Consider the following 13,201-nt stretch of genomic DNA (forward strand, 5'->3'; position numbering starts at 1 on the left):
CGATCAAAGGCTGTGGTTCCGTCATTGGCGACATCGCCGATGATCCAGCCCTGGCGCCCGCCATTGCCAATCTGCAGCGTGGCACCGGCATGGGTCTCGGAGCCGGCCTTATAGCTGTTATCGGCCGTGAGGATCGTGCGTCCGGCCACCACATTGACATGGGTCTGGTTGAGAATGGTCGGGTCAAACGCATAATCATTCTGCGTGTGGTTGAACACCAGATCAATCTGGCCCCCCGGACCACCGTCGGTATAGGTGCGCGCGTATGTATTGCCATGGGTGGTCAGCGTCGTATTGATGGCTGCGACATCCAGCGTTCCGGCCGCCTGCGCTGCATCACCCGCCGCAGCGCCGATATTGATGGTGGCTTTGACGCGGCTGGCGTTTTTTTCATTATTGGTGGTGACAAATTCACGGGCCTTGATGCTGCCACCATTTGACACCGTGATCGTATTGTTGGGTGACGCGGCGATACCAGCCTGCTCAAAGACAATTGCACCGGCCTTTACGCCGCTGGGGTTCCAGTTGCTATTGCGAATGTCGAGAATGGATCCCGGTCCATCAATGGTAAGCCTCGCATTGCCCACCATGGTAAAATTGCCGGCACCCACCTCAGGAAGTCTCGAGGAGAGGAGCGCCGTGCCATCGAGATTGAGCGCGCCCCCATTGCTGATTGTGATGATCTGCGGGACTGCTCCGACATGAGTATTGCCCAGGGCGGCATAGCTGGCATTATAGCTCGAGCCCGCGCCATCAATGGTCAAACTGCCGCTGGCCGGGCTACCCGTACGGGTAAAGCTCATGCCAAGGACAGTATCCTTTACCGTCGCACCGCCGTCGATCAATAGGGATCCCGCGTTGCCGTCGTCGTCGCCGACGATCTCGGTAAATGATGCGAAGGTATCATCGCCTGCCCATCGCACCACGGTCTGGGCACCGGTGACATGGATATTGCCGCCTTCAATGTGAAACAAGCTGACCGGAGTCAATCCAGCTTGAATACCCTTCGTCTCCACCTGCGCGCCGTCGGCAATGGTGATGCTGCTGCCGTGAAACACCGACAGCGCTCCGAGCGTGCCGGTGGTCTGCGCACCGGTGATCAATGCCGTCGATCCGAAATCAGCGACCAGGCCGCCGTTTCGCTGCGGACGGGTATTGTCCTCGTCGGTAAAGGCCGAGGTGATATTGCCACCATCCGAAACGGTGAGATCAGCATTGTTGAGCACGAAGCCGCCGTAATGAACAAGATCACTGACATGGCCGTTAAACTCTGTCTCTATGCTCGAGCCCATGCCGGAGACATCAATCGTCATGCGACCGCCTTCTCGCGAACCGAGATTATAGGTCGACGATTGAAGCGTGTTAAATTCATTGTCTGTCACAAAGACGAGCTTCGAGCCATTGCGGACTTCAATCGAGCCGGTGCCGGCACCGGTGCCGATCGCTTGCGGGATCCTGCGTGTTCCATCATCGAAATTAACGCGCAGGGTGCTGCCATTGTCCAGCTTGATCTGGCCGCTTGAACCGGCATTCTTGCCAAGCGTGAAATCCGACAGAACCATGATATCTACAGTCTGGCCGTCGGTGCGCTGATAGATGCCGGCGCCACTCTCGCCAATGGTCAGCGTATCATAGTCACCATCCACCGCCGTAAACGGCGAATTGGCGAGCGCCGGATCCACCACCAGATCGTCGGCCAAGACCGGGGCCAGATTGACCAGCAAAGCAACAATCGAGGCGCCGCTCAACAAGGCGAATTTGTGCAGTTGGCGCCTGTGATCGGAACCGGCAGTGTTGGGAAGCAGTGTGATTGACGATGGGCGCGTGTGCAGCATGAAATGTCCGTTGTCGGTTCTGAGAAAAACGGGTCAGGGTAAACTGGAAAAGGCTCAGCAGCTTATGCAAATATTAAGAGCGGGCAGTAAATGTTAGCCATAGTTAATATATATATGGCGATTCGTAAAGAAATAGCATATTTTACACTGTTTAAAAGTGAAAAAGTAGGATTAAGATTTTACTAAAGCGGCCTTCGTAAAGTATATATTACATATATATAATGTAATATTTTTGACTGATACGCCAACCCATAGATTTCGTGGTGCATTGCTCTGCGCGTTTGAGCCAGAGCAACCGAATTCCGTCGAGGAAATCCCCTCCCCGTGATCCCGGTGCAACGCGCTTCCTCGCCGCGAAAACTCCGCCTTCAATGCAGAACTGTAGAGGCGTGTCGTGGTCGCCGCCTGCTTTCCGCGAGGATGCTCCGCTCGGAATAGGCTTCCAATGAGGTGATTTACCTGACACTTTGGCGTGTCGCGCTTGATTGATGCTGTTTTAAAGTAATGACTAAAATATAAAAAGCATCAATATTATACAATAGGCCAATTTCCTGCGCCTTTATAGGGTTTATGCTTGTAGAATAAAATCTAAAGATCAGAAATTTAAAAAAGCCATGTTTATGACTTATTAAAATTACTTTCTCAAGCGAGGCTCTGCGCATTGGTCTAAGGATCGAGGGTATATTTAAAGTTATTTTACAAGGTTTCAGTGAGAGGCCGGTTGCAGTGTTGAAAAATTGTCAGTGCGAGCATTATATCTTTCATGTCGTGCGTCAGTGCGATTCCAATTATTGCTGCAGGAAGACCGAGGGAGCCGCCAAATCGGGCGACATCTTTGTTGAACTCAAGCAGGCCGCGCCGTATCATCGTGTCGAACCCTTATGGATCGACGGCATATCTATCCCGCGTGTCACCATCGAGAGATCGATCGCCCAAGGAAATCTGGACGGGTTGCTTCTTTCGGGAGAATGGGCCATCACCAAGCTGATGATCGTCTATCTTGAAGGCGTTATCGCCTTCGCCCAGGATGCCTGCGAGCAGCAGAGCCAGGCTATTGAGGCAGGATTCTTGCGTCTGCTCGCGGCAGCGGTGGGACGCCCGTCAACAGCACCGGTTCACTGATCATTCAAGCGGTCTTTGCAGCTCTGTTTCGCCGTGTGTCGACAGGGTGAACAATGTCGCGCCTAGTGGTGGCAAGTGCGTGAAAGTCAATGAGCTGACTGCAACTCCATTACAGCTCGCAGCTATTTTTGAGTGGATGCGGTATTGATAATCTGGGCCGCGTTCAGGACCTGCTCACGCATATGATCCTGCAGGTCAAACCCGCTCTTTACCGAAAGTCGCATCAACTCGCCGGATCGCACCAGTTCCTTGGGGCTCATGCCAAATTTTTCCCGAAACAGACGATTGAGGAGCTCGGGTGATTTGAATCCGCTGATATGGGCCAGTTGCTTGGCGGTAACATTGCTGTATTGCCCCTTCATCAGGCTCCGCAGCGCGAAATCGAGCCTCTTTTCCTTGATAAGGCTGGCTATGCCGTGATCCGCGCCGAAGATCCTGTAAAGATGGGCGCGGGAAATATGGAACCGTTTCTGGATCATCGCGACGCTGAGGCTGGTCGAGGCAATATTATTCTCAATGAAGCGGATGATCTGCTCTTTCATATCAACATTGACTGCATCGGCACCCATGGTTTGTTCCACGATGTCGGGGCTGCTGCGCAACGCAAGAGCAATCAGGTTGATGATTGCGTCCTGAGTTGAGGCGCCTTCTTCAGCGGAGAGTTCTGGCGCAATGTTGAGGACCCCCTGAAGGAAATGTGTAATGAGCCGGGTGGCGGGCGCATCCGCGCTCAAAACGATCCCGTGCAGGCTGCGCCAGTTTGCGTTTCGGTTGAACGCGTCCCGCGCCAGGATCGTTGTAATCCGTTGTCCGGCACTTGCGTGGCTATGGACGGATTGCGTGAGATCGATGATGACGACATCGCCAGCCGCAGCCGCAACCGACCGCCCCTCGAAATCGCCGCTCAGATCGCCCGAAGTGATAAATTGGATAAGGTAGAAATCGGAATTCTCGCGATCGATCTGATGTTTGTCGCGTTGATAGCTCTGTTCACTGAAGCTGGTGGTGCCAATGGTCAGGGGACCGGCACTATAAGAGAGGATTTCACCCCGCAGTGTCTCTGACGGATCGCCATTGGGCGTTGCGATCTCATAAATTGGGCGAATAACTGTTCGCCAGAAGTCATTTCTGGCTTCAGGAGCGATATCCGAGGTTGATAAATGAATCTTGGACATGCGACAACTCCCAACGACGAGAAAATAAAAGCGCTTTACCCAATTTTACATGGGAAAAGAATAAGTAATCCTATGTTTATAGTAGGGGAGCGATCCGTATATTGGCAAGTTATACATGCGTGATAGAGTAAATAATTAGTTGTGAGTTAAATATGGTAGCTTAATAAGCAATTTAGTTTTTCAGTATTAAATCTTACTAAATAAAGATATTATGATTTATAGCCGCATCATCTGATTTTCGTGTTGTTTTTCAAGGCTGTAGTTCAAGGGCTTGGTTCTTCTTTTTCTGGGCGGCGGTGGGGCGTCGCAATCTGTCGATTGCGACTCTCGGAGTTTCCCATACAGCATATGAGCATACTCTAATATCCGTATCGCGGATATTATGGCCAAATCATGGGGTTGCAACCACTTCTGTAAACAAAGCGGATCGTTAAAGCATCAATGTGCGTCAGACTCATGTGGCAGTTTGATATCATCCTGAAAGAAGCTGCGACCAATCACCCGCATATGCGGATCGACAACATAATCATGCTCGGGTTGCGACGCCACGGGTGGAGGTGATGATTTGGCAGCTGTGACCTCCGTTGGTTTGCCGAGAGCCTGGGTTGTTTTGGGTGCCTCTGCGATGACCGGTGCAGACGTTATCGGCTGCTCGGCTTGTTTCACCGCATGCAGGACGGCGGGGTGGGCTTTGTGACGAGAATGGGTCCGCGCTGGGGGCTGCTTGTCGTGATGGGAACGTTTGTTGCGATGGATGACAGGGGCGTGCTTGAGCGTTGGAGCGGGGGGTAAAAGACACGAGGCCTGCTTGCCAAACAGGCTTTGCCGATCATCGTCGGTTTTGAGCAAAACTTGGAGTTGGATTTCCTCTTGATGGATCCGTGCCGCCAATGAATGTTTGCGCCGCTGCAAGATCAGGCAGGATGCGGAAGGGTGCGTCGTATCGATATGCTGTTTTTGGCAGTTCAGCGCTGTTGACTTGACTTCACTTGCGACCAGGGCTCGGCGTCGCTTATTGATGCTGCCGCGCAGCACCTGTTCCTGACGAAGTCTGGCGAGGCGGTGTGGTGTTGAACAGGGTGGAACGGCTGCGGTGACGCAGCCTGTGAGCACCATCGTCAAACCAAGGATCGGCCAGTATCGCCAGGTCTTCTCCCTTTTCAAAATTGGCGTCACAGCATCCTCCTCCTTCAATGGGACGCACCGTCAAACAACCGTGCCGATGGGACACATGCCGCATGCAAGGGCGCTTCTCAAATTGGTTCCAAAGGCTGTCTCAACTCCTGCCGCGCCGCCGCGCAACTGCGTGACATTCCTGATCAGCAAACAGCGCGAAACCGCCAAGCCGCAGAGGCGTGCTGCACATCACACCAGAGAACGCTGAGTTGGACGGGTCAATGTCTAATCAAATCCTTGGCACCAATAAAAATGGGTCATGAAAAATTCGAGCATTACCGAATAGAGCGCGATACTATTCAGACAAAGCGGATTGCTGCAAGTTAAAAATGCCATGATATTCAATATAGGTTATAAAATCTTCTTTCAACGGAAGTATAAATTAGCCATTCTTGATATCCGGCTGATGAAGTTTAAGCTAGAATGAAAAGAGTGCATCCACGCTTTGCCGGGCATTTTCGTTCTGATCGACCTTGAAGGGGCGCGCTGGCGGCGAATGCCCGGCACGGGCCAGAAAACACGGGCCAGAAAACACGGGCCACAAAACCTGGGCCAGAAAAACATGTGGTCACCGAAAGGGGGAGAACCTTACGATGACCACATGCCTATGGAGGTCAAAAAACGAATGAAAGAACTAAAACAGCATAACCTTCGTACGTGGTTTGCACCCTGCGAAGATTGCGTCCTATTAATGCATGCTTGATAAAAACCAGTATTGATGACGCCTAGACAAGTTAACAGGAAATAGCCGATGATTTAAGTGGTAGGTTATATTAAAATGTCTCATTTAATACCCATATTTGTTGCAGGTGTTGGCTTTTGGGGTAGAAATCATCTGTGCCCTGACGGGGCGAACGCCTCACCATCTCTCCATCTCTCCATCTCTCCATCTCACCATGACACCGGCAGACCAAGGTCTCGGTGCGCCCGGACAGACGGCGGGGCGCGATGCTAACCCAGGCTCCGTATTGAGCAGGGAATTGGGAGATGTGGCACAGTCGGTGCCCATACGAAGGATGGCAAGTTCTCAACCTCGCCCGCCTGGGATTGCGCTCCTATTACAGGCTCGTCTCGGAGCGACTTCAAGTGAAACATCGGGGCAGGGCCAATCAATCGCAACTGTATGGGAGCCGATCACTCCTCTCGGATCAACGAGCGGAAACCCTGCGCAACTGCTTCATTGCACAGCTGACCCGATCAAGGACGGGCTTGCTTTGCCGTCTTTTGCAAAGGCGAGGCCAAATCTCCGGCCACAGACATTGCCTGGAAAACGACAACAGCGCTGAGAGGCCTCATCACCGTTCGATCAAGGTTTTGCGAGTTTGCCGTGAAGCACTTTATCTATCTTGACAGAAATAGGGCGCCGTCTTATTTGCAAGTCAGTCATCTATATCGTGATTGCTTGCATTTATTAGTCAAACGTAAATTAAATATATCTCGAATACTTCATTAATATTCCGATAAGCAAAGTCGAATTGTGCGACCGTGGCGATCCTTCATTGTGATCCAGTTGCCGCCTCCATTTGCGAATGATTTGAGATGAGCCTGCGAGGCAGATCCATGCGCCAGAGATCCTCTTTGGTTTTCAGAAAAACGTGGTGTTCGACGAGGCTGGCGCCGCTTGTCGTGATTTTGACGGTCAACGCCGGCATTGCCGCGCAGGCGCCGTCTCTTCAAAGTGCTGCCACGCCCGGCAATATTCCTGTTGCGGTGACGATCGCTGAAAGCAGTGCTTACCATCCCCCGCTCGCGTTTTCGGGCGCAATCGCGGCGCGCCAGCTGATCAATCTGTCGTTCCGCGTCAACGGCTTGATCCGGGAGCGCCGTGCCGAGGTTGGTCAGCATGTGGAAAAAGGACAAGTGCTGGCAATTGTCGATGCCTCTGAACAGCAGGCTGCTCTCAAGGTCGCGCAGGCGGGAAAAGTCGCGGCGGAGGCCAAGCTGGTTGAGGCGAAGGCGCGCTTTATCCGTCAGAAGCGTTTGCTGCAGCAAGGCTTCACCAGGCGCAGCGACTATGATCAGGCAGACCAGCAGCGCCAGACAGCGCAGAACATGCTCAGCAGTGCCAATGCCGCGCTGGAAAGCGCCAGACAACAGCTTTCCTATACGCAACTTGTTGCGCCGCAGTCCGGGATCATTACAACCCGCAATATAGAAACCGGACAAGTGGTTGCGGCGGCGCAGGCGGCGTTCGTCATTGCCATGGACGGGCCGCGTGATGCCGTGTTCGATGTGCAGGAAACGCTGATCCATCAAACGGATGTGGGCATGGCAGTGGGCCTGTCCTTGTTGTCTGATCCAACTGTGACCGCCCAAGGTCATATCCGGGAAATTGCGCCGATTATCGATAGCAAGGCGCAGACGGTTCGGGTCAAGGTCGAGATCCCCGCTTCTATGTCAAGAATGGCGCTTGGGGCCTCTGTTACCGGACGGATTGCGGTCGCGACGTCGCAGGTGGTGATGATGCCCTGGACGGCGATGACAAGTGATGGCGGAAAGACCGCCGTTTGGAAAATCGATCCGGAAAAAGACGTGGCCAACCTCGTGCCTGTCACGGTGCTTGCCTATGAGAAGGGGCGGTTTGCGGTCTCCGACGGGATTGCAGCGGGGGACAGGGTTGTGAGTGGCGGCGCGCAATTGCTGCGACCGGGCGCTGCTGTCACCATCATGGAGACCAATGAGCAGGGATCGGCACCACAATGAAATCGACAACGGCAGTCACTCAGGCTCAGGTGTTCGGCACACTGATGCTCGCCACCACTTTGATAGTGGGCGGTTGCGGGCGCAATGAGGCCGCAGATCGCAAAACTGACGTCGCACGTCCCGTAATTTATACGGTTGCAGCGGCAACGCCGGTCGCTGAAGCGGGGTTTTCGGGAACCATCGAACCGCGCTACGCCACCGATATGGCTTTTCGGGTGCTGGGGCGGGTTGTCAGCCGTCCGGCAATGGTCGGGGATCGCGTTCAGAAGGGGCAGGTCATGGCGACGCTTGATCCAACCCAGCTGGATCTTGCGGTACAGTCCGCGCAAGCCGATCTGCAAACTGCGAAGGCGCAATATACCAATGCGCTTGCCAACGAGAAACGCCAGGCCGCGCTACTTAAAAGCAGGAACGTGGCTCAGGCCGATTATGACGCCGCGCGTCAGGCCCGGGACAGTGGCGGGGCCGGTGTCGAAAAAGCCAAGGCGAGCCTGAAGAAAGCCCAGGACCAACGCAACTATGCCGTGCTGCGCCCCGATTATGATGGGGTGGTTTCGGCTACACAGGCCGAAATTGGCCAGGTGGTCGCTGCGGGGCAGACCGTGGTGACCATTGCTCGCCCGGATGTCCGGGAAGCGGTTATCGATATTCCCGATCATCTTGATCAGTATCTTGCAGTGGGGACCCGGTTTCAGGTTACACTTGAAGCCGACCCAGCCGTCACGGGCGAGGGGACGGTGCGCGAGGTGGCACCTGAGGCGGATGCTCAAACCCGCAGCCGTCGCGTCAAGCTGAAACTCGATCAACCGCCACAGGGGTTTCGCCTTGGCGCGATGATAAACGCACGGGCGGTGATGCCGGCCCAGCGGGCGGTGACACTGCCGCTTTCGGCGCTTGTCGACGAGGGCGGGAAGACCAGTGTCTATGTGATCGATCCGCACAGCAAGCTTGTGTCGCGAAAGATCGTTTTGGTGGATGGACGCGATGAACAAAGTTTCACCACCAGCGGGATCGCCGCGGGCAGCTATATCGCCATTGCCGGTGTTCATGCGCTCAAAGAGGGCCAGACAGTGATGCTCAGTGAAAAAGGATCCGCGCGGTGAAGAAAGGTTTCAATCTCTCTGACTGGGCGCTTAATCATCGCTCTTTGGTCTGGTATTTCATGCTGGTCTTCCTGGTGGCGGGCTTGGTGTCCTATTTGCATCTGGGGCGCCAGGAGGATCCGGATTTCACCGTCAAGACCATGGTCGTTCAGGCCAACTGGCCGGGGGCCTCGGTGGACGAAACCCTCAACCAGGTCACGGACCGCCTGGAAAAGAAGCTGCAGGAACTCGACACGCTCGATTATACGCGATCGGTGACAACGGCCGGGAAGTCGGTGGTGTTTGTGTTTCTCAAGGAGACAACGCGCGCCAAGGCGGTCGACAAGGCCTGGACTGAGGTGCGTCATCTGTTGACCGATATTCAGAACACGCTTCCCCAGGGCGTGATGGGTCCCTATTTCAATGATCAGTTCGGCGATGTTTACGGCAATATTTACGCGTTTAGCGGTGACGGGTTCAGCATGCGACAGCTGCGTGATTACGCCGAAAATGCCCGGAGCCAGATTCTCACTCTGCCCAATGCGGGCAAGGTTGAGCTGATCGGTGCGCAGGACGAAGCAATCTATCTGGAATTCTCGACCCACCAGATGGCGGCACTCGGTCTTGACAAGCAGGCTGTGATGAAGGCGCTGCAGGACCAGAATGCAATCACCCCATCGGGGGTTGTGGAAGCCGGGGCTGAACGCATCAGTGTGCGTGTCGGCGGTCAGTTTAATTCGGAAGCCGACCTGCGCGCGGTCAATCTGCGCGTGAATGACCGTTTCTTTCGCCTCTCCGATGTCGCGACGATCACCCGCGGCTATATTGACCCGCCGCGTTCGATATTCCGCGTCAACGGCCAGGATGCGATCGGGCTTGGCATCGGCATGAAACCCAATGGCAACCTGCTGGAATTTGGCGCCTCGCTGGACAAGATGATGACGCAGGTGACCGGTGAACTGCCGATCGGCGTGACGGTGACGCGGATCGCCGATCAGCCGCAGGTCGTCAAGGAAGCGGTTTCCGGCTTCACTGAGGCGTTGTTTGAGGCGGTGGTGATTGTTCTTGCCGTCAGTTTCATTTCGCTCGGCATGAGGGCGGGTTTTGTCGTCTCGCTTTCGATCCCGCTGGTGCTGGCGATTACCTTTTTGACGATGCAGATCATGGATATCTCGCTGCAGCGCGTGTCACTGGGGGCACTGATCATTGCCTTGGGTCTTTTGGTTGATGATGCCATGATCGCTGTCGAGATGATGGTGGCGCGCCTGGAACATGGTGATCCCATCCACAAGGCTGCGACCTATGTCTATTCCCACACGGCCTTTCCGATGCTGACAGGCACGCTTGTGACCATTGCCGGGTTCATACCGATTGGCCTCAACAATTCGCAGGCCGGTGAATATACCTATACATTGTTTGTGGTCATTGCGGTGTCGCTGCTGGTGTCCTGGATTGTGGCGGTTCTGTTCGCCCCCTTGCTGGGTGTCACGTTCCTACCGAAGAAAATGCAGGCGCATGCCGCAAAGCCGAGCAAGGCATTCGAGGCTTTTTCGACGGTGCTGTTGGCGGCGATGCGGCATAAATGGGTGACAATCGCCACCACCATTGCGCTGTTTGTGGTCTCGGTCGTGGGGATGGGATTCATCCAGCGCCAGTTCTTTCCGCAATCTGACCGGCCGGAGTTGGTGTTGGATTGGACCTTGCCACAGAACAGTTCTGTCACCGAGACCAGGCGACAGATGCAGCGCTTTGAGCAGACGATGCTCAAGGATAATCCCGATATCGATCATTGGAGTACCTATATCGGTCAGGGTGCCATCCGCTTCATTTTGTCATTCGATGTCCAGCCCGCCAATCCCTATTTCGGTGAAATGGTCGTGGTGGCCAAGGATCTTGAGGCCCGTGATCGTCTGAGGGAGAAATTCAACGCCATATTGCACCGGGATTATGTCGGCACCGATGTCTATGTGAAATTCCTCGAACTGGGACCGCCGGTTGGCCGGCCGGTGCAATATCGCGTATCGGGTCCCGACATTCAGAAATTGCGGGCGATCAGCCAGCAATTTGCCTCCGTTCTGGGCGAAGACAAGCGTCTGGATGTGGTTACTTATAATTGGAACGAGCCCGGACGGGTAGTCCGTGTCGATGTCCTGCAGGACAAGGCGCGCAAGCTCGGAATATCCTCCAAGGATATTGCCACCACGCTCAACGGCATCGTTGGCGGTGTCGCCATCACGCAGGTGCGTGACTCGATCTATCTTGTCGATGTGGTTGCGCGCGCACAGCAGCAGGAACGCGATTCCATTGACACACTGCAAGGGTTGCAGATTGCGACCGGTCAGGGAACCTCGGTGCCGTTGGCGGCGATTGCCAATTTCCGTTACGCGCTGGAACAGCCTCTGGTTTATCGGCGATCGCGCATTCCGACCATTACAGTGGCGGCGGCGATTGCCGATGCCACCATGCCCGATACAATCGTCAAGGATCTGGCGCCGAAAGTGCGGGCGTTCACAGCGAAGCTTCCTGTCGGTTACGCGATCGCCACCGCAGGAACCGTGGAAGCGAGCGGCAAGGGACAAGGGCCGATTGCGGCGGTGATTCCACTGATGCTGTTTGTCATGGCCACCGTGTTGATGGTGCAGCTGCAAAGTTTCCAGCGTCTTTTTCTTGTGGTGGCGGTGGCTCCGCTTGGCTTGATCGGAGTGGTTGCCGCGCTGTTGCCGAGTGGCAAGCCGCTGGGATTTGTGGCGATTCTGGGTGTTCTGGCGCTGATTGGTATTCTCATCCGCAATTCGGTTATTCTCATTGTCCAGGTCGAGGAGGATATCCATGGCGGCTTGCATCCGTGGGACGCGGTCATGAAGGCCAGCCAGCATCGCATGCGCCCGATTGCCCTGACTGCCGCTGCGGCCAGCCTGGCGCTGATACCCATCGCGCGTGAAGTCTTCTGGGGGCCGATGGCCTATGCCATGATGGGCGGCATCATCGCCGGAACAGCGATCACGCTATTGTTTCTGCCAGCCCTTTATGTTGCTTGGTTCCGCATCAAGGAACCGGTCGCCGCGCAATCAGAGGACATTGCGCGTCACCCAGCTGTTTAATGCAGACGAGACGATCCATGAGCAAGACGAAGAACAGAATGAAGTAAAATAACGTTATTTAGAAATATATATTATGCTAGCAATAATGTAAGTTAAATGTATAGTTGTTAATAGTTCTCGTTGTTGCATATGTGCTACATACTTTGTTGTGAATCAGTCATATAACTGCGCTGCAAATTCGAATACTTAAGGAGTGATTTGATGATTAAGAAAACCCTGCTCGGCGCATCCCTTTTTGCGATGATGGCAGTCTCGGGTGCCCATGCAGCGGACGCAATCGTGTCCCAGGAGCCTGCACCTTATGCAACCAACGCTTTTTCATTTGGCGGCGCCTATATTGGTGGCGAAATCGGCTGGGGTTGGGCGCAGTCGAAGCTGAGCGCGTGGGACTATGACGGTTCGGAGAAATTCAACTCCAACGGTTTCCTGGGTGGCGTATATGCCGGCTACAACTTCGATATGGGCAACAGTGTCATTCTCGGCATCGACGGCAACTTCGATTACAATGATCTGAAGAAGTCGCATGACTTTGATGGTGGCAACCAGCTGCCAGCTGCATCGAGCAAGTCGGAGCTTGAGTGGTCGGGTGCGGTGCGCGCGCGTGCCGGTTATGCCATGGATCGCTTCATGCCTTACATCGCAGGTGGTGTGGCATTTGGTGATGTCAAGACCAGCTACTCAACCGGTGGCTACGACTTCAACAACTCCAAGACCAAGACCGGTTGGACCATTGGTGCGGGTCTTGATTATGCAGCAACCGACAATATCCTGCTGCGTTTTGAATATCGTTACACCGACTTTGGTCACAACGACTTCGATTTCCAGGATGTTTCCCTGCGTAACTCGGTCAAGACCAATGACATTCGCGTCGGTGTCGCCTACAAATTCTAATCGGCTTCGCCGTCTTAAAAATACCAGCCGCCGGAATTCTTTCCGGCGGTTCCCCTTTGCCGGGGGGGCAGCTGAAGGGCCAGCTTTGCGCGGGGTTGCCTGTTTGACATTGAGCT

Annotated in this window: 7 protein-coding genes and 1 pseudogene; 5 read left to right on the forward strand and 3 right to left on the reverse strand. The window is 54.4% G+C overall.

Annotated features, from left to right (window positions below; all coding sequences use genetic code 11):
* Nucleotides 1-1,835 (reverse strand): annotated as a pseudogene (locus QBD00_RS22130) (hypothetical protein); the annotation flags it as partial.
* 726 nt (nt 1,836-2,561) lie between these two features.
* On the opposite strand from QBD00_RS22130, the gene QBD00_RS22135 reads away from it, so the two are divergent.
* Nucleotides 2,562-2,957, forward strand: coding sequence for a hypothetical protein (locus QBD00_RS22135; protein ID WP_318580553.1), 396 nt, complete (start codon nt 2,562-2,564; stop codon nt 2,955-2,957).
* Between the two features lie 122 nt (nt 2,958-3,079).
* On the opposite strand, the gene QBD00_RS22140 is transcribed toward QBD00_RS22135, so the two are convergent.
* Together QBD00_RS22140 and QBD00_RS22145 are read right to left on the reverse strand one after the other, a co-directional pair.
* A complete protein-coding gene (locus tag QBD00_RS22140) occupies nt 3,080-4,132 on the reverse strand; it encodes a helix-turn-helix domain-containing protein (RefSeq protein ID WP_191793947.1) in 1,053 nt (350 codons plus the stop codon).
* Between the two features lie 438 nt (nt 4,133-4,570).
* Entirely contained in the window at nt 4,571-5,326 is a 756-nt protein-coding gene (locus QBD00_RS22145; RefSeq protein ID WP_318580554.1) for a hypothetical protein, read from the reverse strand.
* Between the two features lie 1,542 nt (nt 5,327-6,868).
* On the opposite strand from QBD00_RS22145, the gene QBD00_RS22150 reads away from it, so the two are divergent.
* From QBD00_RS22150 to QBD00_RS22165, 4 genes are all read left to right on the forward strand, one after another.
* Nucleotides 6,869-8,011: an efflux RND transporter periplasmic adaptor subunit gene (locus tag QBD00_RS22150; RefSeq protein ID WP_318580555.1), complete on the forward strand. Its 1,143-nt coding sequence runs from the start codon at nt 6,869-6,871 to the stop codon at nt 8,009-8,011.
* Entirely contained in the window at nt 8,008-9,114 is a 1,107-nt protein-coding gene (locus QBD00_RS22155; protein ID WP_191793949.1) for an efflux RND transporter periplasmic adaptor subunit, read from the forward strand. The genes QBD00_RS22150 and QBD00_RS22155 overlap by 4 nt, the downstream gene beginning before the upstream one ends.
* Nucleotides 9,111-12,194, forward strand: a complete 3,084-nt coding sequence (locus QBD00_RS22160) for an efflux RND transporter permease subunit (RefSeq protein ID WP_318580556.1) — start codon at nt 9,111-9,113, stop codon at nt 12,192-12,194. Before QBD00_RS22155 ends, QBD00_RS22160 begins: the two co-directional genes overlap by 4 nt.
* 201 nt (nt 12,195-12,395) lie before the next feature.
* Nucleotides 12,396-13,085 (forward strand): outer membrane protein, encoded by a 690-nt coding sequence (locus tag QBD00_RS22165; protein WP_191793951.1) that lies wholly within the window; start codon nt 12,396-12,398, stop codon nt 13,083-13,085.
* Nucleotides 13,086-13,201 lie beyond the last annotated feature (116 nt).

The organism is Ochrobactrum sp. AN78 (assembly GCF_029909885.1).
Classification (GTDB): Bacteria; Pseudomonadota; Alphaproteobacteria; order Rhizobiales; family Rhizobiaceae; genus Brucella; species Brucella quorumnocens.